Raw genomic sequence first — 24,494 nt, 5'->3', positions numbered from 1 at the left:
ATTTCTACTATGCCCAGCTCGCGTCTCTGCCTTATTATCGGAATTCTTTGCATCAGTATTTTCCCCGTTTTGGTAAAATGGACGCCGGTATCGGGCATCACTTCTGCATTTTACAGAATGTTTATTGGTCTACTGTTTTTGCTGCCTTACCTCCTCATTTCGCGAAAATTTACAGTGCCTCCCAAAAACCTCTGGCTTCCCGTAATGATATGCGGTATCATTTTCGCTACCGATATTGCTGTCTGGAACCTTTCAATCCACTATTCCAATGCTACCCAGGCTACTCTGCTGACCAATCTTTCACCAGTGTGGGTCGGTGTGGGCGCATTCCTGTTTTTACCTGACAAACCTAAACCTGCGTTCTGGATCGGAACATTGATCGCGTTGGCCGGTATGGTTGTACTGATCGGCCCGGAGGCGTTTACTGAAATGCGTTTTGACAAAGGTTTTTTGCTCGCCGTCTTTTCAGGCATTCTTTATGCCGCATACATGATCATTAGCAAAAGCGTTTTGAACAAAATAGATATTGTCAGTTTTATGGCAGTGAGCATGGCCGTTTCTTCGGTTTACCTGCTCGTCGTCTGCGTTGCTTTCAGGCAGCCGCTATGGAATTTTACACCGGCAGTCTGGAGCGTTTTTGTTGTAAACGGGCTGATCTGCCAGCTCCTGGGATGGCTCACCATCAGCTATGCTACAAAAAAGCTGGATGCTAACCGGGTGTCACTGAGCCTTCTAAGCCAGGCTCTTGTCACTGGGCTTTTTGCCTGGATTTTTATCGATGAGAAAATAACCCCTCAGATGATCATAGGAGGTGTTATTATATTAATCGGTATCGCAGTTACTTTTACAGTCAGGACGATTACCCCAAAAACTAATCTTCCTTCAAATAAATGGTGAACACTGCCCCGTTTCCAGGTTCGCTCATCGCACCAATAAGTCCCCGGTGGTTGTCGACGATTTTCTTGCAAATAGCCAGACCTATTCCGGTACCTTCGTAAGCGTTCCGGTTGTGCAAGCGCTGGAAAACCTGGAAAATCCTATCCTTGTACTGCGGATCAAAACCGATTCCGTTGTCTGAAAAAGATATGGACTGATATGTTGCTTCGTGATCAGCGCCGGGCAGAGGGATCAGCGCTCCTGATATTTTTTCGGTAGTGATGTGGATAACAGGGTCTCGGTCAGGCGCAACAAATTTCAGAGAATTAGTAATCAGATTGGTAAAAAGCTGCTCAAACTGGTAGACGATCACATTTCTGAAAGGTAAATTTTCCGAGATAATGGCAGCCCTTTTTTGATGAATCACGTCACTTAGCTGGTCTTTCACATTTTGCAGCACAACGTTCAGGTCTGTATACTCAAGATGTTCTTCGGTAACATTGGCCCTGGAGAACGCAAGCAAGTCGACGATCAGTTGCTGCATCCGGGTAGAAGATGCCTGCATCCTTCTGAAATAGTCCTTGCCCCTGTCCGACAGGTTCTCATTTTCTGTTTCCAGGATACGTGTCGTGAAAGTCTGGATTTTACGCAGCGGCTCCTGAAGGTCATGACTGGCAACATAGGCGAACTGCGCAAGTTCCATATTAGTCCGGATCAGTTCATTGTTGGCAACCGTCAGCTCCCGGGTGCGCTGTTGCACCTTTCCTTCCAACTTGTCAATGAAAATTTTACTGTTGTGAATATCGGTACTCGTCCCCACCCACATCTGAATGCTTTTGTCCGCGCCTTTGTGCGGAATTGCGCGGCTAAGCTGCCATCTGAAAACACCGTCCGCCCGCCTCAACCTGTGTTCAAAAACAAAATCCACCCCATTTTCAACCGATAAGCTCCACAACCGGCGATACTCCTGCAGATCATCCGGGTGGACCATCTGCACCAGCCCTTCCTGACTAATTTTATCTGCCGTCAATCCTGAATAATTGTACACAGACTGATTAAAATAGTTCAGGTTACCCTCTGCGTCACTTGTCCAGACAAGCTGCGGCATCGAATCAGCAAGCGTTCTGAATTTACCTTCGCTAGTTTTCAGGGCAAGTTCTGCCTCTTTGCGATCGGTAATGTCGATAACTACGTTCAAAGCTCCCGTGACATTACCGTGCATGTCGTAAACAGGCTTCGGGCTCATGATCACGTGTTTCACTGAGTCATCTGGCCTTTTAACAAAAACTTCCTCGGTTATCGCTCGTTTTTCCCGCAACGCCTCGGCCGTCGGGCTTTGCTCTTTCGGTAAAAACTCCCCGTCGAGAGAATATATTTCAAACGACCCGCACCATGCGCTTTTTCCAATCTCCGGCTGAAGTCCCCAAAGGTCAGAGGCAGCTTTGTTATACAAGTTCACCAGCCCGTTTTCGTCCACGGTATAAATCGCAACAGGCATGATCTCTATCAGGTCACGGATACGCTTTTCGCTTTCTTCTATAATCTGCCCCGAACGTTTCTGATCCGTTATATCCATCATGGTACCCAGCATCCGCTGAGGATTGTGATCGGCATCGTAAATTACCTTGCCCTGTGTCCTGATCCATCGTATTGATCCGTCGTTCCTGATCAAACGCGCTTCATAATAATAACTGCCGGTTTCAAGCGCTGCCGCAAAAGCCTTTTCAACAATGTTCTGCCTGTCCTCTGGATGAACATGATCGCGAAGATCCTGATGACTTAATACCTCGGTCTCGGGATAACCGAATATCGTAGCCAGACGCGCGGAATAAACCATCTGTCTGGTCGGGATATTGAGATCCCAGGTAGCCAGTTTCGTTGCTTCAATGGCGAGTGCAAGCCGTTCGGCATTTTCTGAAATCTCTTGCCTGAACTTTACCTTTTCCGTCACGTCATTTACCGAAACCATGATCCCGGACACACGGCCATCTATCGCAAAAATCGGCGCGTACTGGTAATCAAGATAAAACTCCTGCCTTACGCCGTCTGGCCCGTCTACAAAAGCAAGCGCCTCATTTTCCCGGTGCAGCATCCCTGTATGATATACCGTTTTTAATATCTGTGCAAATTCCTGATCGACGAGTTCAGGGAAAACGTCGAACAGTTTCCGGCCCTGAACTTCATGTAATTCCCTTCTCCAGATATTTTTAAGCAGACTTTCATTGGCAATACTGATGATAAAATCCTCTCCCTTGAAAATCGCCTTGGCAAACTGCGACTGGGTAACCAGGTCCCGGAACTGTATTTCGCTCGTTTCCAGGGCATGTTTGGCCATTATCTGCTGGGTTACTTCCGTCGCTACAACGATTATCCCCGAAACCGTTCCGTCATCTTCCGCAAGCGGCTGGTATACAAAATTGAAGTAACACTTTCCAGCTTTTCCGAAACGCCTGATAACCACCTCAAATTCATTTCCATGAAATGCTATGCCGGATTTATAAACGTTTGTGAGTATAGGCTCAACAAACACCCTGATCTCCGGGAGCGAAAGGAACAATGCTTTCCCGACCAGCTCATCTTCTTTCCTGCCAAAGATCTCGAGATAGGCTTCATTGGCCGATTCCACCGTAAAATCCAGTCCCCTCAGTATCGCTATGCCGACCGGCGCCTGCATCATCACACTCCTGAATTTATTTTCAGTATCAAGCACCTGTTTCCGGACAAGAGCCGATCTTTCCGAATGTCGCCTGAGCTGTTGTTCGAGCTCCGTGAAAGCTTCATTCAGTTGCATAAAATCCGTGCAGCGATCTTTTTCTTCCCCGGAAAATCCTTCAAAACCGGCTTCAGTCGTCAACTTCCTTTCTATAACCGCAAGCAGCGCTAGCAGATCTCCGGCGATCATTTCTATCTCGGAAAGCCTCTCACGGGCTTCCTCTATCCTCCCCTTTTTATAAAGCGCCAGGATGTTGTTTGCTGATTCGTGGATTCTCAGATGGACTCTTTCAAGATCATGCATTTCAGGCAGGTGCCCGTATTTTTTTAATGCATGGTCATACATCCACTTTCCGAACGGGGACTGTGTAGATGAAAGCACTGGTCCCGCATCGATTTCGGAACCATAGAGAATTGACCTTAATTTTGTTTGGAATAAAATATGACGCGCTTTCGCCCGCTCAAACTCAAGCTCAATCGGATTCATGCCCGTATATGGATTCCTCACCTATCTCTCCGCAGTGAAGTTTGTGTTACAAATGAAATATGTGAACAATAGGATTCAATATTGATACTTCAGATTTTCAGACATCGGTGTCCATCTGTGTTTGGTCCAGTCGATATCCAGTATCTGGCGGATCGCCTGTTTCAGTTTTAGAAAAGATCCTGGTTTTCTAATGAAATAATTGGCTCCCTGTTCATAAACTTTCCTGATCATATCTTCCTGTCCGCTTGTAGAGAAAATAACAACCGGGATATCCTTCCACTGTTTTTTGTTCCTGATCAATTCCAGACATTCAAAACCGTTTCTCCTGGGCATGTTCAGATCCAGGAAGATCACATCCGGCGAAGGGGGAACTGTTGCTTCCATAAGGTTGATCAGCTCAATCCCATCACTAGCCATAGTCAGATCCGTGGAAAAACTAACTTCTCTCAGCGCATCTTCAAACAACATGCAGTCATCCGCATCGTCATCTGCCAGGAATATGGATTTATTTGTTTTTGTGTTCATAGCCTTCAATTAAGCCTTTTCAATGGAAAATGGACATCAGCAACGTTTTTGACAAATGTAAGAACATCAAAAACCTCTAAACAGTTACAGAATTTACATACAAGGTAATTATTAAAAAGGTTTTTATGAAATTTCAGCCATTAAAATTCCCCTTCCATCCCCTCTTTCGCCTTCTTTTTTGCCTGCCTCAACCGATAGTTCAGTGTGAGGTTAACCTGCCGCAAACGTCCCTGAGAATTGTTCAGTGTATAGAAATTCGAGCCTTCAGTAATGCTGCGGTACCGGCGCGAATTGAACACATCTATCACGCTGAGCGTAAGTGTGCCATTGCCTTTCAGAATGTCACGGGTCGCAGCAAGATCCAGGGTAGCCAGTGCTTTCCTTCTGCCCTGCGGCGTTTGCTGCGGTGCTTCATAATTACCTCTCAGCTGCACATCGGCTGATTTCCACAAAGTAAAGCGGGAGGTTTTCCGTACAAACCAACTGTAAGTATCGCTTTGAAAATCTTCATCCAGTCCGGTCCCGTCCGTTATCGCACGGAAAAAATTAACGCTGCCGTCGAGCTTCCACCAGGGATACGGGGTAAACGAGCCGGTAACTTCAACTCCGTAGGCATCCTCTGTGCCAAGGTTTTCCGGCCTTGTATAAGAACTTCCGTCTTCCTGCACCCGGCGGATACTGGTAATCTTCCCGTTGGTATGTCTGTAATAAACGGATGAGGTTACCGATCCTTTTGCAAGATATTTGATATGTCCGAGCTCAAAGGCATTGGTAAATTCAGGGTTAAGGTCCGGGTTACCACTCCAGTAATTCCGGTTATCGCTGTACGTAGCAAAAGGGCTCAGATCATTGTATTGCGGCCTGCGGACCCGCCGGCTGAAACTGAGCTGAAAAGCATTCTGCTTTGCAAAATCATAAGTGACATGGACGCTCGGAAAAAGATTGGCGTATTTCCTTTCATTGACTTCTTTCGTCTGCTTCAATTCTGTAGTGACACCCGTCCACTCCGCACGTAATCCGGCCTGGTAAGATAATTTCCCGGTTTTATTGCCCACAATACCATACACCGCATTGATGTTTTCTTCGTATAAAAAGTCATTTGTCAGGCCTTCCAGCGGAATCCAGCCGCCATCGCCGGTCTGCTCAGTGACAATATAATCGTTGGTCATGTCACGGGAACTGCTTCGCGCTCCGGCTTCAAACTTCCCGTCTTTCCCGAATGGGTGCACGTAATCAACCTGAAAAAGAAGCTGCTTTTCCGTCTCATCATTGACAGCCCGCTGCAGAAGCGGCGGAATACCGGAAGGGCTTCCGTCTGGCTTGTAAACATTTTCATGATAGTACTGGTCCGACTTTTCCCAGTTGTCGAGGTAGCGCACGTCGGCAGTAAATTCACGTCCCTTGCGGTCGAAAGTCTTTTTATAGGTCACAGAATATTCCGAATTAGGCTCCCTTTCCGTCTCGTCCTGAGTGCGGTTGGTGTAGCTGGTCATATTGCTGGTGCTGGTGAGGTAATCGCGGTAATTCAATGTGGAAAACCGTTTTCCCCGGCTGGTGCGCCAGGTATATGAGCCGGTCAGAATGTTTTTGGGGTTAAAATAGTAATCGATCCCGCCCCTCGCACTGTTGTTCATACCTTTGAGGTTACTCCGCATATCACGCTCCATGATGAATGTGGAATCGTTTCGGTAGAGCTCCTGGTACAGAAAATTGCGCCCAGGCGTATTACGGTACGATAGCGTATAATTGATAAAAAAGTTGAGGTTCTTTTTACGGTAATTCACATTTGCCGCTGCGCCATAATTGGTAGGATGTCCGGTAATGATATCGAAGGAACCGTTAATGCCTTCTTTTCTTTCTTTTTTCAAAACGATATTAATCACCCCGCCCATTCCCTCGGCCTCATACCTGGCGGAAGGATTGGTAATGATCTCAACCCGCTCGATCATACTGCCCTGCAACTGCTGCAGCCCGCTGGATCCTTTAATGCTTACCAGTCCGGAAGGTTTACCGTCAATTAATATACGTACGTTTCCGCTGCCCCTGAGGCTTACATTCCCCTCCACATCCACCGCGACCGAGGGCACGTTTGTGAGGATATCCACCGCAGTCCCGCCGGCATTTGCGAGGTCTTTGCCAACGTTGAAGATCTTTTTGTCGAGCGACAGTTCCATCGAACTTTTCTCAGCCTGTACCGTTACCTCATCCAATGTACGGGCCGACACATTAACCTTGATCGTGCCGACATTCAACGGGGAATTGGCAGCAGTGAGCCTGATCCCCGAAGTGATTTGCGCCTTGTATCCGATAAACTCTGACAATGCATAATACGACCCGGCCGCAATATCTACAACAAACCCGCCTGTTTCATCTGTAATGGCACCGGCAACGAAAGTGCTGTCCCCTGCTCTGAACAACCTGATACTTGCATAACCCAGCGGATCGCTGCTCTGGCTGTCTATGATTTTACCTGTTACTTTGAGTTTATCCGCACGCTGTGCGTAAGAATTGAAATAATTACAAAAGATAAAACCGAAAATCAGGCCCCGTGAAAGCGCACGTTTCCCTTTTGCCCACCCGTAACGGTTTCTTAACAATCTTTTCCTGATACTCATTATAATTTTGGTAACTGTTCTGTCAATAATTCTGAAAATACTTTTAGTAAACCTTTTTCTCCCGCCGTTTTACTCTACCAATCCAGTGGATAGACGAAAGAATACGGAGGGAATATGTATGAGTTGTTGAAGTAAAGTTATCTAACTTTGCATCCTTTTTAGCATTTCCTGCAAATTCCATGAAAAACGAAGCATCACAAACTTTAAAACTTGCCTTCCCAATCATTATCGGAGAACTAGCCCAGATTGCCCTTCACTTAATCGACAGCGCCATGGTGGGGGCGATCAGTTACAAGCAGCTTGCTGCCGCCGCACTCGTGATCAATGCCATGAATATTCCTTTTGTGATCGGTATTGGTATGACGATTTCAGTATCCCAGATGGTTTCCCTTGCGAATGGCCGCCAAGACGCCCAGCTGGTTTCACACTACCTTTTCAATGGTTTCTGCCTTTGCGCACTCACCGCCGTGTTGATTTCACTGACACTTGTTTTCGGAAAAGACATACTGCATCACCTGGGCCAGGATCCCGAAGTAGTAACACTGGCAATCCCTTTTATGGAGCTAATGGGCCTTTCCATTATCCCTATGCTGCTTTTTATGACATTAAAACAGTTTGCGGACGGTCTGGAATATACCCGGACTGCCATGATCCTGTCACTGGCCGGCATGCCCATCAATATTTTGCTAAACTGGCTCCTCATCTACGGAAACTGGGGGTTTCCGAGACTTGAACTGCTGGGCGCTGGCTGGGCTACCCTGATCACCCGAAGCATCATATTCTTCGCACTGGCGGCGGTGATCCTGAAACATAAAACTTTTAGAAAATACATTGCTGTCAGCAGCAATCAATGGAAACTCAAAGCGAAAACCTGGCGGGAACTGTTGCATATCGGTGTGCCCAGCAGCCTGCAGATCGGTATGGAAGCCGGTGCATTTGCAGTTTCGGGGATTCTGATCGGGACCATAGGCGCCATAGCCCAGGCCGCCCACCAGATCGCCCTGAGCAGTGCCTCTTTTACATTCATGGTCTCGATGGGACTTGCGCAGGCAGGCTCGATCCGGGTTAGCAATGCATTGGGACGAAGCGATTGGGCAAAAATTTTTGTAATCGGCAAGAGTACCATTCTCACAGCCCTGATCTACGGTGTTTTCTGCGCGATTTCGTTTGCAGTTTTAAGGAATGTTATCCCCAGAGGTTTTAATGACAATTTCGAGGTACTGCAGATGGCTGCTCTTCTCTTGCTTTTTGCAGCGATATTTCAAATTTCAGATAGTACGCAGGCTATCGGCGCAGGACTTTTGCGCGGTATCAAGGACGTGAAAGTACCTACTTTCCTGATCGGCATTGCCTATTGGGTGATTGGCCTGCCTGTCGGTTATCTGCTTGCTTTTCGTTTTGAAATGGGCGCGGTCGGCATGTGGCTGGGCCTGATCATCGGGCTTACGCTGGCATCTGTGTTTCTTATTACGCGTTTTTTGAAAATGACCAGGAGAAACATACAGGCACAGGAAAGCGGATTAAATCTGTAAATCTATCCCGCAGCGCGAAATATTTTAGGGATATTGCAGGAAAACATCGTCGTCAAAAAAACTTACTATTTGTCACATTTTTTACAAACAAATTCAATCAATGGATTTCACTTCCACTTTACAAAAAATCTTTGTAGAAGAAAAAGACATTCCTGCCGAATTTCTGCTTCCCAGCCAGATCCATCAGCGCGAATACCTCAGCAACGGTGAAATGGTGCCATGGAACGGCCAGGTTCACGAAGTTTTCTCCCCGATTTGTATTAAAACAGAAAACGGCCTGGAACGCAAGCTGATCGGCAGTTATCCGATCTGTACGGAAGCGGAAGCACAGCAGTCGCTGGATGCCGCCGTTGCTGCTTACAACAATGGCCGTGGGGAATGGCCTACGATGGGTGTCGCCGAACGAATTCACTGTGTGGAGCAGTTTACAGGTAAAATGATCGAGCAAAAGGACCTGATCGTGAAGCTCATCATGTGGGAGATCGGTAAATCCTTCGCTGACTCAACCAAAGAATTTGACCGGACCGTTGAATACATTTATGCGACTATTGACTCCCTTAAAAACCTGGACAGGGATTCATCGGGCTTTGATATTGTAGATGGCATCGCTGCGCAGGTGCGCCGCTCGCCGCTGGGTGTCGTACTTTGCATGGGGCCGTTCAACTACCCGCTGAACGAAACTTTTACGACACTCATTCCGGCCCTGATCATGGGCAATACCATTCTTTTCAAACCTCCGAAATTCGGGACTTTACTGCATTATCCTTTGCAGGAAGCTTTCCGGGACTGTTTTCCGAAAGGAGTCGTAAATGTGATTTACGGACGCGGGAATGCGATTGTGCCCGGTCTGATGCATTCGGGCAAGATCAACGTGCTTACGCTGATCGGTTCAAGCAAGGTAGCCAATGAACTGAAAAAATCCCACCCGAAAGTGAACCGCCTGCGGGCTGTGCTGGGGCTTGACGCCAAAAACGCGGCCATAGTAACTTCTCATGCCGATATCAGTTTGTCCGTAAAGGAGATCATTACCGGGTCGCTTTCATTTAACGGGCAGCGTTGTACGGCGTTGAAGATTGTTTGGGTGCACAGAAGTGTGGCTGACGAATTCCTCAGGCAGTTCAACGCTGCGGTTGGTCAGCTGAAATATGGAATGCCGTGGGAAAAGGGCGTTTCGCTCACACCTTTACCGGAAACCAACAAGATAGAGTATCTGAATGAATGTATTTCCGATGCCATTGCCAATGGTGCCGAAATCGTGAACGAAAATGGCGGCACCTCTGCAGCTTCGTTTTTCTATCCGGCTGTGGTGTATCCGGTAAACAGTAAGATGAAGCTATACCATGAGGAGCAGTTCGGCCCGATCGTACCGGTCGTACCGTTTGATGATCTGGAAGAAACCATCGAGTTTTTGATAGAATCGACGCATGGTCAGCAGGTTAGTATTTTCAGTGACAATGCCGACGAAATCGCTTCTCTCATTGACCCGCTGGTAAACCAGGTGAGCCGTGTAAATGTGAACACACAATGCCAGAGAGGCCCGGATGTGTTTCCTTTCACGGGACGCAAAGACAGCGCCGAGGGGACATTGTCAGTCGCCGACGCTATCCGTGCATTCTCGATCCGCTCGCTCGTAGCATTTAAAATGAATGAGACTAATAAGCAGGTAATCAATGAAATCGTACATAAAGACAGCTCAAATTTCCTGAGTACGAAGTTTATATTCTGATTTTAGTAAATGTATATAATCCTTGCCGGGTCTCTGTTTTGCCTGGTAAGGATTTATATAAATGCGGATATCACTTGCTCTTTAAAAATGTAATGAATAAAATACCTATACAGAAATCCTCTGACGATCATATTTATTACAAAAGTCTTCTCATCTACTCCTGCATAGTAAAACCCAACGGGGTGAATTTATTCTAGACAATCATATCTAAAAGTTGCCATTTCAATTTATTCCTTTATAGGTGGTTCTATTTACAAAAATGTCAGCCCTTTGGGCTTCTCTCTTCTGTTGTTGGTAGTCACAATATCTGATTTGATAATTCCTAACATCCATCGGTTAAGAATGCCGCCGGCAGAAATTTCCAAATTTCCGCATATATCCCCCTCTCTCCTGCTCCAAAACGCTATAGTATTTTTCAAGCGAGCTCTCCCTAATCTGTTTTTTTCATATTGCCAATTCCTTCCTGATTACAACTGCCTGTATCTTCCTGTAAGCTGCAGGTTGCCTGATTTAACAAGAGAATCAATATAGTTATGCGCATAAAAATAATTCTACAAATTGTTTTAAATTTATCCGTTAATGCAATCAACAACAGATGAATCAGAAGTTTTCAATCGAGTCGCTTGAAAAGATCATTGCAGCGATCAATGCGGGAATATGGGACTGGGACTTAGAAACAGGCCAGCAGATATGGTCTGACCGGCTTTACGAATTGCTTGAATACGAGCGGGAGGAAATCACTCCGGGATATGATAATTTCCTGGAATTCCTTGTTCATCCGGAAGACAGGACAATTGTAGAGAACGCGGTAAAAGAGCAAGTTGAAGATAAAATCCGTTACAAGGTACATTTCAGGTTAAAAACGAAACACAGTGGGTACCGGTATTTTGAGTGCAGCGGAGATGTTATTTTCGAAGATGACAAACCCGCGCGCATGGTTGGTTCTGTTACGGATATCCACGACAGCGTTGTATTGAGAAACACAACTTTAAAGAATGAAAGCCTGATCAAAGAAGCCGGACGCCTGGCCAAGATAGGTGTGTGGGAACTGGATCTCGAAACAATGAACCTAACCTGGTCCTCAGAAATATATGATATTCACGAGCTTGACGAAAGCCTGAAACCAGACCTGCAGGATGCTTTAAGTTACTATAAACCCTGGTCGAAGCCGATTATACAAGAGGCCCTCGACAAGGCATTCAAATATGGAACCCCCTGGGACCTGGAATTGTGGATGGAATCCGCGAAAGGGAAGGATATCTGGATTCGGACCATTGGCAAAGTGATTTCCCAGGATGGCAAGCCTATAAAATTGTACGGCGTTTTGCAAGATCTCACCGAGAGCAAACTGGTCGAGGAGAAGCTGAGAGTAATTTTTGAACATTCCACCGACGCTCATCTTTTGCTTGATGAACATGGCATCATTGATTGCAATAATGCCGCGATCGAAATGCTTCGCTGTAAGGATAAGGTCGAATTGTTATCCATGCATCCCGCCACTTTTTCTCCGGAATTCCAGCCGGACGGGCAGTTGTCCGCAGAAAAATCGCTAATTATGGATAAGCTGGCCTACGAAACGGGTTACAATCGTTTCGAGTGGATTCACAAAAGAATGGATGGCGAAGAGTTTCCGGTAGAGGTAACCCTCAATCCTGTCCATATCAATAACAAGAAAGTATTACTGGTAGTATGGCATGACATTACGCATCGTAAACACGCCGAAGAACTGATCCGTCGCAACCAGGCGATGCTCGCCGAATCGCAGCAGCTTACACACAGTGGAAGTTGGGAGTCCGACGTTGTTACGGGCAAAAATTACTGGTCTGAAGAAACCTTCCGGATATTCGGCCTGGAACCCGAGGGTGAAGGGCCAGATACAGAGACATTTTCGAGGATGATTCATCCTGAGGATGTGGAACTCTACGTATCCCACATTAAAAATGCAATCAGTAACAAAGCACCGGCAAGTTTTGACCTCCGGATTGTGTTACCAGATGGAAAGATAAAGTTCATTCACGCCATAGGAAAGCCGTTGGTCGACCAGTCGGGCAGAGTTGCAAAGCTTTACGGGGCAATTATGGATATTGATTCCCGAAAAAAAGCCGAGCAGGAACTGATCAACGCCAAAGAACTGGCAGAAAGTGCCGCTATCGCGAAATCCCAGTTTCTGTCTACCATGAGCCATGAAATCCGTACGCCGATGAATGCGGTGATCGGGTTCACTCATTTACTCCTCCAGCAAAACCCGCGACCCGATCAGATGGATTACCTGAATATCCTGAAATTTTCGGCGGAAAATTTGTTGGTGATCATCAATGACATACTTGACTTCAGTAAAATCGAGGCAGGAAAAATAGAGTTTGAAGAAGTTGAATTTAATGTCCTTTCGCTGTTGGAAAACATCCGGTCCGGTACTCTTCAGAAGGCCGAAGAAAAGGGAGTTCAGCTGAAATTGATGGTCGATCCTGACCTCGATATGATACTGATCGGGGACCCGGTGAGGCTGGGCCAGATACTCACCAATCTGGTCAGCAACGCAGTTAAATTTACTAAAGAGGGAAAAGTGACCATTTCCGCTTCCATGCTGAAAAAGGAAAAGGAGCATGTCACGATCGATTTCGAAATAAAAGACACAGGTATAGGCATTCCGCCTGAAAAGATCGATGCAATCTTCGAAAGCTTTACACAGGCCAGTTCTGATACTACAAGAAAGTTCGGTGGTTCAGGCCTCGGATTATCCATTACCAAAAAACTCCTTGAACTGCTGAACAGCAAGATTCAGGTTCAGAGCACCGTCGGGAAGGGTTCTGTTTTCTATTTCAGCCTCGACCTGAAAACAAGCGATAAAAACGCCGGAGGAAATCACGACAAAAAAAACTCCGATAATCCTTTCAGCCTGAAAGGATTGAAAGTCCTCATTGTGGAAGACAACGTCATCAATGTGGTGCTCATGAAAAACTTCATGAAACAATGGGAGGTGGAATACGATATTGCAGAAAACGGGCTGATCGCCTGTGAAAAGGTCCGTAAAAATGATTACGACCTCGTATTGATGGATTTGCAGATGCCCGAAATGGACGGATACCAGGCAACTGCCGAAATCCGGAAATTGCCTGGTAAAAAATATGCTGAGCTTCCCATTGTTGCACTTACCGCATCGGCGATGCTGGACATCAAAGACATAGCATATCAGGTAGGAATGAACGATTATATCTCCAAGCCTTTTAACCCGACCGAACTACATGCCAAGATGGCCTTGCATGGAAAACACCGAGTCGCACTATAAATCACTTCGCAGGTTTTTTAAAAAGTGCTTCATCCACCTGCGCATTGATCACAACCTTGTTGGTAAGCAGCGTAATGAGGCCCATTTGCGCATTGGACATCTCAAGGGTATTTGCGAATTTGATCCCGTCTACTTCCTTGTAATTTGAAAAATCGATCTCTCCGGTTTCTCCGCCCATGTCCATTTTAACTTTGCTGATCAGATAGGTTTCCGCGTCAATGAACTGATCCGACAACTGTCCGTCCGAACCAGTGACCTTAAGATGATAATTATCTTTCTTGTCAACCTTTTCCTTCCCAACCAGCTCAACCTTGTTGCCCTTTTCTTTGTAGTTCACCAGAGAACCAAAAGGATCCAGCTGGCTCGCCTGCTGTTTCACCTGATCTGCAGGCATATCCTCCGGCTCGCCGGTTCCGCCCATCTGGGTCGGTCGGATCATCCAACCCGTCTTTCCGTCCACCACCTGCACCATGGCATTGCCCATTATTGTCGACTCGCTTCTCAGGAATTTACCCACTACCAGCGTCGATTTGCTGGGAATCTCCATTCCCTGTACGGCAATAGAGCGCTCTGTAATGATTGTATTCACTGATTTCAGCTTATCCAAGCCGCCCATCGCAGCGACATGTTTGTCAACGATTTCGTCAACCGTCTGAGCATAAGCGCTGACCGACAGAAATGCCGCTGCCGCAACTGTTAAAAACCTGTTTGTTTTCATTTTACGATTTAATTTAGAGTTAATAACCTGTTACTGAAAATATTATGCTATTTAAACAGAGAACTACCTGGGCTGCGCCCCACCGCCGGCAGGCGCGCCACCAGCCGGTGCCTGTCCGTTGCCATCACTTTTCACATCGTCATTGCTTACCGACCGCGCTTTCTTTCTCGGAGCTTCCATCGTCATTTTCCCGATCTTATATGTAAAAGTAAGCCTCACGCCTCTGTTATACAGATACACATCATTGACCTGGTCAAACTGAAAACTGTTGAGTTTCGTATGGATCTTGTAACGTTTGCTGAAAAAATTCTCGCCAGCCAACCCCAAGCTTGCCTTTTTGTTTTTGAATTCTTTCTTTACACCCACAGTATAAAAAGCGAACCCGCCCTGGATCCCCTGCAGCTGCACCTGTTGTCCCTGCATGAAACCGAATGCCTGCGCACCCCATCCGTTTTTGAACTGGGCCTGCGAAAATAAGCCTCCGCTGATATTCATTCCGGTATTGGTTATTTCTTGCTGCCGACCGTTCTCACCGGTTGTCCTACCGGTGAGCGATGTGTAAAACACATTGGAAAAAATACCAACATTGATCTTCGAAGTTACAGCCACATTGGCAAAAATATTCGCACCATAAGCATGCTGGCGGCCTACGTTCTCAAAAGTCGTCACGATTGCGCCTGCAAGCGTATCCGAAGGTTGCCTTACCTGCGAAATCGCGTTATTGGTCACACGTCCGAAGAACGTCGCGTTCACAAATGTCTTCTTGATGTTTTTACTTAAACCGAGTTCAAAATTATTGGTAAGCTCAGGTCTCAGCTCCGGATTCCCGATGGTTATGTTCTGCGGGTTGGCAGCGTTGAAGTTAGGGTTCAGCTGTTGCAATCCCGGCCGCTGGATACGTCTGTTGTAACCCAGCTTCACGGTAGTCCCCTTGAAAGTCTTTGATGCATTCAGACTCGGAACCAATACACCATAATCGCCTACCCCGATCATGCCGTCCTCTTTCGTACTTGCATCGATAAAGGTATGCTCGTAACGAAGGCCCCCTTTGAAAGTATACCTTTTTGTGGTGGTATAAGTATAAGAACTGTAAGCAGCGGCAATGTTCTGATGATAGGTCAGCTCCCCTGAAGGCTGATTGGTTTCCGGCCTGTAATCACCCGTTGCTTCGGCTATTTCGTATTTGTAGTTGCTCGTTACTTCTCGGAAAATACCTTTCCCGCCAAATTCCAGCAGCTGGTTTTTCTTGATCGGAGTCTGGTAGTCACTTTGCAGCGTAAATTCCTGATTGACATTGAGGTTGATGTTCCGCTGGCGGTTACGCAGCTCCCCGGTGTTGGTCAGCAGGTCGGCATCGAAATTATTGGTAAGATCGTTCCTGCTGTACAAAGTAGAAATGCTCCACTCCTGCTGCGGCTTGAACGTATGCAAATAATCCACATTGGCATCCAGCGTGCCCGAAAGGTTCTTTGCTTCCACATTACGCCCCGACGCTTCTCCGGCCACACCATTGTTGAATAATCTGGTCACCAGGTCCTGCTGGCTGACAAAGTTGCGGAGCCCGTATCGCACCCCTGCTGTGATACTCTGATTTTTGGCAAGATCGTAATCGAACCCGAGATTATACTGGCCAAATATCCCCTTGCTGCTTCCATCGCCGGTTTGGCGCGTAAGTGTGGAAACGTCATTGACAATACTGGTCTGGTCGAGGGCTGTGCGGGTAATGGTATTGTAGTTGCCGCGCCCAAAACCGCCCAGGTTAAACCCTGCCTTACCTTTCCGGTAGCTTCCGTTCAGCGACAACGACGAGCCGCGATTACCAACTCCCGCGTCCACATTCAGGTTAAGACCCTGTAAGCTGTTCTTTTTTGTAATAATGTTGATGATACCGCCCGATCCCTCCGCATCATATTTGGCAGAAGGACTCGTGATCACTTCAACGGTTTTGATCTGGTCGGCAGGGATTTGTTTCAAAGCATCCGCCACACTGCTGGCGATGATCGTACTGGGTTTGTTATTGATCAAAACCCTGATATTCTGGCTTCCGCGCAGGGAAACATTTCCGTCCAGATCGACAGTAAGCATGGGAACTTTGCGCAAAACGTCCGAAGCATCGCCACCTTTGGCTGTCAGATCTTTTTCGGCATTGTAGACAAGCCGGTCCACTTTTTCTTCAATCAGCGCGGCCTGGCCTGTTACCGTGAGCTCGTCCAGCGTTTTGGTATTGGAGCTCAGTTTTATCGCGCCAAGATCCAGTTCCTGACCTTTGGCAAGCGCAATGTCAGTGATGGTTTTATTCGCATAACCAATGAATGTGATCAGGATTTTGTAATCACCTGCCACCACTTTGTTCAAAACAAATTTACCTTTTTCGTCGGCAACAGTGCCGTCAACGGCCTGTCCTGAACTTTTATAAAGCGCAATACTCGCAAACTCTATTTCTTTCTGCGAGGTAGAATCCACAATGGTACCGGATATTTTCGAATTTCCTTTCGGGGTCTGATCGCCCGCCGTTCCGGGAAGTGCTTTGGTTTTTGCCGCTCCGCCAGTCGCGGGAAACTGGGCCGATACCGGAGAAATCTGGCAAAAAAGCAGGATGATGATGAAAAGCAGAATTTTATTCATTGCAGGAGTTTTATTTTTATCACTATAAAATTGCGACAGAAATAAATCACCGGGAATGAAAATATGACAAAGTCTGTAATTCGGAGGATAAGCGTATAATATCCCCTGATAGACCCCGAATTCTATCAGAAGATGAATTGCTATTCGCCTGAAAGCCTGCCGGAATCTTTCAGTTTCTTCAAACTGCTCTTTTGCTCGTGAAGCTTCCGCGCAGCGTCGATAGAATGTGATTGATGGATGTCCTGATCCTTCTTGGAGATGTCGGCCAGCTGCTGGTAAAACTTATGCAATATATCCAGTTCAGCTTCGCTGAGATCTTCTATATCCACCATACGGTTGCTGGCATACTTGTTGGCAGCGATCAATTCATTGAGTTTTAACTGAATAGCCTTGGAGTCCTTATTTTGAGATTTCTGAATCAGAAACACCATTAAAAATGTGATGATGGTCGTGCTGGTATTGATCACCAGTTGCCAGGTATCGGAATACCCGAATACAGGCCCGCTGATCCCCCAGACCAGAATTACCCCAAACGCCACGGCAAAAGCGGTGGAACTACCTGTCCAGGCTGTTATTTTTGTAGCTATTTTCTCAAAAAGGTTCTTGGTCTTCATCGTTTTGCGCCCTGAATATTGTTAGTCCTGATGTATAAAGAAAGAGAAAAGCAAAATGCCTTCCCCTTTACCAAAACTACAATGAATTTTCTTTGAAATAACTTGTCCAGGCGGAGCAATAAGCTGATAAACATTAAAAAGAACAATCGGGACTATTTTACTTAAAACCTTCGTTCCGGCTGGTATCTGCGGGCATGCCGATCACAATATCAAAGTCCGAGCACACGGTTTCGGACAAGCAGGCAGGCGCCCAGAATGCCGGCATGTTCACCTAGCTTGGAGATTTTCAGCTGGGTATCGTTGTTGACGAGGCTCAGCGAATATTTGTTAACAGAAGTCTTGATCGGCAGCCAGATATACTCTCCGGTCGCCATCAGGCTGCCGCCAAATACCACCAGCTCCGGGTTAAAAACGTTGATCAGCGCGGCAATTCCGCGGCCCAGGTTTTCACCTATTTCGGCAATCAGCTCAATCGCAAGTACATCGTCGGCCAGGGCAGCCTGGATGATATCTTCCATTTCCACTTCGTCGGGATTGACAATTCTCGACGACAGGGCTGAAGAAGATCCTTCCCGTAATTTTTCCCTGAACATCCTGGTCAGCGCCCAGCCTGACGCCCGCGTCTCCAGGCAGCCTTTTTTCCCGCAGCGGCAGATCAGTTCATTATTAAAGATCGGCATGTGGCCGAATTCACCGGCATACCCCGACTTACCATAATACAGTTGACCGTTCATCAGAATGCCCACGGCAATTCCGTAGTCGAGGTTCAGGAACAACACATCCTTTTCATTTTCCACAACACCCATCGAAAATTCCCCGAAAGCCATCGCCCTGGAATCATTTTCCAGATAAACCGGGATGCCCACTTCCGCCTCCACGATGCTGCTCAGCGGTCGCTCGTCAAAATGAAAATAACTGTAGCTATGGCCCGTAGCATAGTTGATCCGGCCCGAAAGGTTGATACCGACACCCAGTATCCGTTCCCGCGGAACACTCAACCCGTTTATAAAAGTAATGATCTGGTTGCACAGTGCCTGCAGGGATTCCGGTGTGTTTTCAAGCATATACGGCACTTTTTCAGACACAGTCACCAGCTTTTGCCGGAGATCCGATAAACCCAGATTGATATGGTTTTGCTTGACGTCAACACCAATGAAAAAAGCAGATTCCGGAACAGCTCCATACAGATTGGGCCTTCGGCCGCCGGAAGATTCTATTTTTCCGTAGTCGCGGATGAGCCCATCCCGGATCAGTTCATTCACCAGCACAGTCACTTTCGGAACGCTGATATTGGCTTCTTTGCTCAGTTCGGGAATGGTAATGTCTCCGGTCCTCACGAAATGCCCGAGCAAAGTTTTTTTCGGGTCGGTATTTTTTTTGCCGGAAATATGAAGGGGCCTGGTCATAGAAAGAATGCGTGTTTGATCCCAAACTTACATACTTCCTTTAAATAGTTTAGCCGGTTGTGGGTCAAAAAGACTATCGGCCGATAGAAAAATACCTGACCATTCATTAAGTCAGGCATTTTTTCAAACACTTATTAAATAAAATGCCCGAAAATTTCTTTTCAGGAATTTAAAATTGGTTTTGTCTTATATCCATCTAATCCGTAAAAAACGATATACAGATAACACAACAGCGGAAGTGTAAAAGCCACCTGCCATGTAAAACGGTCGATCAGCCAGCCCTGTCCGTAAGAAATAATAGCTCCGCCGACGATCGCCGTCGATAACAATCCGGACGCCTGGGTGGTGAATTTACCCAAACCATTTACAGACAAGGAAAAAATAGTAGCGAACATCACCGAATTAAAAAGCCCGACGCCGATCATCGTCCAAACTGCCAGGTAACCCGACGTACCGATTGAGATTCCGATCAATACCATCGCAGCCACCGCACAAAATGCAAGTACCAGCGGAGGCCTGACGGATTTCAGCAAAACCGAGCCCGCCAACCGCCCCACCAGCATACTTCCCCAGTAAAAAGCTACATAGCTGTTTGCTGATTGTTCGGAAACAGAAAGGGTATCGGCAATATAATTGGTCAGGAACGAGCCGATCGCAACTTCCGCGCCCACGTAAAAAAACAAAGCCCAGACGCCCAGTTTAAGGTTCCGGAAAGAAAATATCTTCCTGTTCTCCTCCACTTTTTCAACATCTCCGACGGGTTTGATCTCGGGAAGCCGCAGACTGTTCACAACCCAGGCGATCAGGATCAGCAGAGCGGCAATGCCCAGATAAGGCAACCTCACCGCATCACTCGATGCCTCAGAATTTCCCAGGGGAGACAGAATAAACCATGTCCCGAATATCGGCGCTACCGTGGTACCGATAGAACCTACACCCTGTATGAGCGTAAACCTGGAAGACGCTGTGTCCGCAGGTCCCAGAATGGTAATGTAAGGATTGGCTGCCACCTGAAGAATTACGATCCCGATAGCCAGGATAAAAAGAGCAGCCAGAAAAAGATAATATTCATGCATAACCGACGCCGGGAAAAACAGAAAAGCCCCGCCCGAAGCAACCAGAAAACCGGTAACCATGCCACGCTTGTAGCCAGTTTTCTCCACTATCCTCCCGGCCGGTACGGACATGATCCCGTAGGTCAGGAAAAAATAGAACTGAACTAACGCTGACCGGGTATACGTGAGATGAAAGCCATTTTTAAAAAACGGAACAAGCGTATCGTTCAGACAGGTTATAAAACCCATCATGAAATAAAGTGCCGCGAGCGACAACAGCGCCGGCAGATAATTGCGTGCGGCGCCCGGGTTTTCCGAAGTAGCTATCTGACTGACGGGGATCTGGGCCATGTGTTATTTTTGTAAAATTTCATTTTTCTGTGCAATAGCTTGCAGGGTATTCCAGCATTGGTACAGTCCACGCGGCACATGAAAACAACCTTTCCATTTTCCGCCTTTCAAAGTCAGCAGGGGATTTCCCTGACGGGTCAGGTAACCAAACCACTCTCCGTTTTCCGGATCTGGAAAATGTTTCCAGGTGTAGTTGTGCACGCGTTCAAACCAGGTCCAGCAACGCTCGTCGCCCGTATGCCTGTACCCTTTCAGCAAGGTAATCAGCGTTTCCATGTGCACCCACCACAGTTTCTGATCCCATTCCAGCTGCTGAGGCGGTGCGCCTTTTACATCCATAAAATAAAAAATACCGCCAAATTCCTCGTCCCACCCGTATTCAAGGATCTGCAAAGCAATATCTACCGACCGCCGCATCATCGCCCCATCCCCCGACCGTTCCGCCAGGTCCATCATAAACCACATCGATTCCAGTCCATGTCCAGGATTGACCAGCCGACCTTCGAAAGAATCAGAAAATGACCCGTCCGGTGAAATGTTTTCAAGGATCAAGCCCCGATCCGGCTGGTAAAATTTGTTGAGCACCGCATCAACACCTTCCCGAATCGTCCTTTCAACAAGCTCCTGATCCAGCAGTTCCTCGATTTCAAGAACCAGGTTACACAGGATCATCGGCAATGCGAAGCTTTCCAGCGGCCGCGTGCCTGCTACTGCTTTGTTGTAAATCCCTTTCGGGTTATTTTTCTTACCTAATATATTATGAAAAGTGTCCAGCGCGATCTTTCCGTATTCTTCGTTCCGGGTAGCAGTATACAATTGCCCGAAGCCCATAGCCGCAAAACAATCGGAGAAAATATTATACGGCTGCACCAGCGGCGCACCCGAACGCTCCAATGAAAAGTACCAGTTTCCCTGCCCGTCGCGTCCGTGGGATTTAAGAAATTCCGCACCGTGGATTGCAAAATCCAGCCACTCCTGTTTTTGCTCTACTTTATTGTAAAGCATTGAAAAACACCACACCTGCCGGCATTGCAGCCAGATAAATTTATCGGTATCATATACTTTGCCCGTCCGGTCGAGGCAAGTGAAATAGCCACCCGCCTCGAAATCTCCGGAGTTTTGAAGCCAGAAAGGGATAACGTCATTCAACAGGGCATTTTTGTATAAGTCAATATAATCTTCCGGCTTCATTCTTTACAGTACTTTCAGTTTAAAGGATTTAGGAATAGTCGTTAATATGGCCATAGTAAGCCGCTACCTTTCAAAATACATCCAGTCCAGGTGGAACAGGGCGCCTTTTGCAGTTGGATTCTTATATACAAAATAAAGATCATGGAAACCGGAAGTAGGCTGAACGGCCAGTGTCATTTCCTTCCAGTCGGTTTTGGGATTTTGCACTTTCCCTGCTTTCACCTCCAAAGACCCCGCCAGCGGGCCATCCTTGCTGTCGAGCCGGAGTTCGATAGTGCCGCCTGCACCTGCTTCCTGCACCTGAAATTTGATCCCTCTGATACGCGTGAGGTCGATGTGGTTGAAGCGCGTATACTTCCCGTCGGTAATGTTGGCGATGTGCGAAATGTAGCCTGTATTCAACGTAGCGATCACCACGCCCACGTTTCCTTCTTCATAATCTTCCATCTGGATCAATGGATTTCTGAGGATAATGTTGCTGCTGCTCTTAATCGGCGCGATCCCGTTGGCCCCTTTGTCGGTGTAGGCTGCCTGCAAAACATACGCCCCTTCGGTTCCTTCGCCTACGTGATTTGTCAGCGCAATTTTACCTGTCAAAGGAATATTTTCCTCCTGTTTTCCAAGAGACAATATATAGCCTGCAATTTCCTGAGCGTCTTTTTTCGGCAGGTCGGCATGCGGCGGCATAGGGTAACTGCCCCAGCTTCCGCTTCCGCCTTTGATGATCTTATCGGCCAAAGTTTCCTGCGCTCCTGCTTTCTCCGCGTACCTTTTCGAAATCTCTTTCAAAGCCGGCCCTATGGATTTGGTTTCCAATGTATGGCAAGCCTTGCAGTCCAAGGAAGTGTAAAGTTTTTCAGTATTGGCATACTGCAGGTTACCCGGCTCACCCGAAGACAGCACACTCGCCAGGTCTTTTCCGAAAGCGAGGTAGTTAAAACTAACTTTCAGTTTTTTCGGGTCAATCACTTTATCTTCTTTGTCCTGCACTTTGACCTGGTAATCGAGAGACGACTTATCCCAGTAAAAACTCTTATTGGATTGCGAACTGATCGTAACGGCAGGAGGCGTGTTACCCACTTTCACTTGCGTGGTCGCGGAGCCTTTCCCGCCATTTTGATCGGTGACGGTGAGCACAACATTGTAAATGCCGGGTTTGGTGAAACTATATTTAAGCTCCTCCCCATTCAGTTTTTTCTCCCCGATCTTCCATTCATAGCTCAGCTTGTCGCCAGGGTCATAATCCTTCGATCCCTTTGCCGACAATGTCACCGCCAGCGGAGCCGCGCCCACCGTTTTGCTGACTTTTGCCGCCGCGACCGGGTTCCGGTTGCCTTCCGAATATTCCACCCGGATAATTCCCGAGTCGGTATTACGGGCAAACCAGTTGGTACCATAAGCGAGCAGGTACACCGCCCCGTCCTTCGCGATCTGCATATCCATAGGTGCGACCACTTTCAGTTGGGGCAAAAACGGCTCCATGCTCACATAATTTCCATTGGCATCCATCGTCACGGCAATGATCCACTTGCGGATCCACTCGTAAATGAAGAGCTTTCCGTTGTAATATTCCGGGAGCTTGTAGGGGGCATTCGGGTACAGATCGCTGTAGTAAACCGGACCGGCCATAGCACTAGCCCCGCCTTTTCCCACCAACGGCCATTTTTTGGACGGCACTTTTCCGTACCAGATGAATGCGGGCTGTGCCGGCGGCAGCTCTTTTACACCCGTATTATTCGGGGAATTGTTGATCGGCCTGAGCGGGTCTTTGCCGGGGCCTTCTTTTTTTGTTTCAAAGTCATATTTGGGAAAAACCTCATTGTCGCCCAGAAAATACGGATATCCGAAAAAACCCGGCTTCCGGGCCTGATTGATCTCGTCATAGCTCAGCTTACCTTCCGATGCTTTGATCTCCGTATCCGGCCCTACGTCTCCCCAATACACATACTGCGTTTTGGGATCTACCGAAACCCGGAAAGGATTCCGCAAACCCATTGCAAAAATTTCAGGCTTGCCCAGCGATCCGTCTTTTGGAAAAAGGTTTCCGTCGGGAATGCTGTAACCGCCGTCGGCTTCCGGCCTGATCCTGAGTATTTTGCCACGGTAATCGTTGCTGTTGGCTGTCGTCCCCTGGTCGTCGGATAAATGCCTGCCCGGACGTTCGTCGGTGGGATTATGGCCTTCGATTTCTTCCGCATTGGTATTGTCCCCGATCGACAAATAAAGCAGTCCGTCCGACCCAAAAGTGAGGTAACCCGCAGAGTGACAGCAGTATGTGCGCTGCGTCGGGACTTTGAGCATAACCTTTTCCGAAGATTGTATCAATTGGCCATCTTTCAGTTCAAAACGTGAAAGATGGCTTATGTTTTCAGTACCTCCTACGCCGTAATAAAAGTAGATCCAGTTGTTTTCCTTAAAACCCGGATCTGCGGCAACACCCAGCAAACCGTCCTCAATCCCGCTGAACACATTGAACTGGGCAATGGTTTTCAGTTCTTTGGATTCATTGTCATAATAACGCACCGCACCTTTTCTTTCTGCAACGACAATGTCGTAATCCGGCAGGATCGCCATCCCCATCGGTTCGTCCAGCCCCGAAACCAGGGTGGTATAGGTAAACCTGCTCGAATCGACGCCCGTACTATCGGCCGCAACTTGCCTGAAAACAGGTCTTTCCGATGGCGTTACCGCCGATGCCGCGCCCATGAACGCCAGCCAGAAAAAGGATTTGATGTAGTTCACTGTAATGTTAATCTTGGTATTGGGTACAAATTA

14 protein-coding genes are annotated in these 24,494 nt (G+C 47.3%); 4 read left to right on the top strand and 10 right to left on the bottom strand.

Annotated elements, in window-relative coordinates; translation table 11 throughout:
• The first annotated feature begins 9 nt into the window (after positions 1 to 9).
• Positions 10 to 897, top strand: a complete 888-nt coding sequence (locus tag FBF61_RS15990) for a DMT family transporter (RefSeq protein WP_138478946.1) — start codon at positions 10 to 12, stop codon at positions 895 to 897.
• On the opposite strand, the gene FBF61_RS15985 is transcribed toward FBF61_RS15990, so the two are convergent.
• The 3 genes from FBF61_RS15985 to FBF61_RS15975 form a co-directional block, all read right to left on the bottom strand.
• Positions 872 to 4,075 (bottom strand): PAS domain S-box protein, encoded by a 3,204-nt coding sequence (locus tag FBF61_RS15985; protein WP_138478944.1) that lies wholly within the window; start codon positions 4,073 to 4,075, stop codon positions 872 to 874. The genes FBF61_RS15990 and FBF61_RS15985 overlap by 26 nt on opposite strands.
• Before the next feature lie 75 nt (positions 4,076 to 4,150).
• Positions 4,151 to 4,600, bottom strand: coding sequence for a response regulator (locus tag FBF61_RS15980; RefSeq protein ID WP_138478942.1), 450 nt, complete (start codon positions 4,598 to 4,600; stop codon positions 4,151 to 4,153).
• 140 nt (positions 4,601 to 4,740) lie between these two features.
• Positions 4,741 to 7,215 (bottom strand): TonB-dependent receptor domain-containing protein, encoded by a 2,475-nt coding sequence (locus FBF61_RS15975; protein ID WP_138478940.1) that lies wholly within the window; start codon positions 7,213 to 7,215, stop codon positions 4,741 to 4,743.
• A 179-nt stretch (positions 7,216 to 7,394) separates the two neighbouring features.
• On the opposite strand from FBF61_RS15975, the gene FBF61_RS15970 reads away from it, so the two are divergent.
• The 3 genes from FBF61_RS15970 to FBF61_RS15960 all read left to right on the top strand — a co-directional run bounded on the left by FBF61_RS15970 (position 7,395) and on the right by FBF61_RS15960 (position 13,759).
• Complete coding sequence (locus FBF61_RS15970; RefSeq protein ID WP_138478938.1) at positions 7,395 to 8,747, top strand: MATE family efflux transporter; 1,353 nt, start codon at positions 7,395 to 7,397, stop codon at positions 8,745 to 8,747.
• Between the two features lie 100 nt (positions 8,748 to 8,847).
• Positions 8,848 to 10,473: an NADP-dependent glyceraldehyde-3-phosphate dehydrogenase gene (locus FBF61_RS15965; RefSeq protein ID WP_138478936.1), complete on the top strand. Its 1,626-nt coding sequence runs from the start codon at positions 8,848 to 8,850 to the stop codon at positions 10,471 to 10,473.
• Between the two features lie 595 nt (positions 10,474 to 11,068).
• Entirely contained in the window at positions 11,069 to 13,759 is a 2,691-nt protein-coding gene (locus tag FBF61_RS15960) for a PAS domain-containing protein (RefSeq protein ID WP_138478934.1), read from the top strand.
• A 1-nt stretch (position 13,760) separates the two neighbouring features.
• Here the strand turns inward: FBF61_RS15960 and FBF61_RS15955 are convergent, their stop codons facing one another.
• The 7 genes from FBF61_RS15955 to FBF61_RS15925 all read right to left on the bottom strand — a co-directional run bounded on the left by FBF61_RS15955 (position 13,761) and on the right by FBF61_RS15925 (position 24,461).
• Positions 13,761 to 14,477, bottom strand: coding sequence for an outer membrane lipoprotein-sorting protein (locus tag FBF61_RS15955; RefSeq protein WP_138478932.1), 717 nt, complete (start codon positions 14,475 to 14,477; stop codon positions 13,761 to 13,763).
• Between the two features lie 63 nt (positions 14,478 to 14,540).
• Complete coding sequence (locus FBF61_RS15950) at positions 14,541 to 17,102, bottom strand: TonB-dependent receptor (RefSeq protein WP_138478931.1); 2,562 nt, start codon at positions 17,100 to 17,102, stop codon at positions 14,541 to 14,543.
• 140 nt (positions 17,103 to 17,242) lie between these two features.
• Positions 17,243 to 17,716, bottom strand: coding sequence for a low affinity iron permease family protein (locus FBF61_RS15945; RefSeq protein ID WP_138478929.1), 474 nt, complete (start codon positions 17,714 to 17,716; stop codon positions 17,243 to 17,245).
• Positions 17,717 to 17,925: 209 nt separating this feature from the next.
• Positions 17,926 to 19,122 (bottom strand): ROK family transcriptional regulator, encoded by a 1,197-nt coding sequence (locus FBF61_RS15940; RefSeq protein WP_138478927.1) that lies wholly within the window; start codon positions 19,120 to 19,122, stop codon positions 17,926 to 17,928.
• A gap of 161 nt (positions 19,123 to 19,283) precedes the next feature.
• Positions 19,284 to 20,528, bottom strand: a complete 1,245-nt coding sequence (locus FBF61_RS15935) for a sugar MFS transporter (RefSeq protein WP_138478925.1) — start codon at positions 20,526 to 20,528, stop codon at positions 19,284 to 19,286.
• A 3-nt stretch (positions 20,529 to 20,531) separates the two neighbouring features.
• On the bottom strand, positions 20,532 to 21,719 hold the full coding sequence (locus tag FBF61_RS15930) for a n-acyl-d-glucosamine 2-epimerase (RefSeq protein ID WP_138478923.1): 1,188 nt from the start codon (positions 21,717 to 21,719) through the stop codon (positions 20,532 to 20,534).
• A gap of 63 nt (positions 21,720 to 21,782) precedes the next feature.
• Positions 21,783 to 24,461 (bottom strand): PQQ-dependent sugar dehydrogenase, encoded by a 2,679-nt coding sequence (locus FBF61_RS15925; protein ID WP_229215073.1) that lies wholly within the window; start codon positions 24,459 to 24,461, stop codon positions 21,783 to 21,785.
• Between the last annotated feature and the right edge of the window lie 33 nt (positions 24,462 to 24,494).

The sequence above is a fragment of the Dyadobacter bucti genome (assembly GCF_005869225.1).
Lineage (GTDB): Bacteria > Bacteroidota > Bacteroidia > Cytophagales > Spirosomataceae > Dyadobacter > Dyadobacter bucti.
Note: the sequence above shows the minus strand (reverse complement) of the source record. Positions and strands in the feature narration are given on the sequence as shown.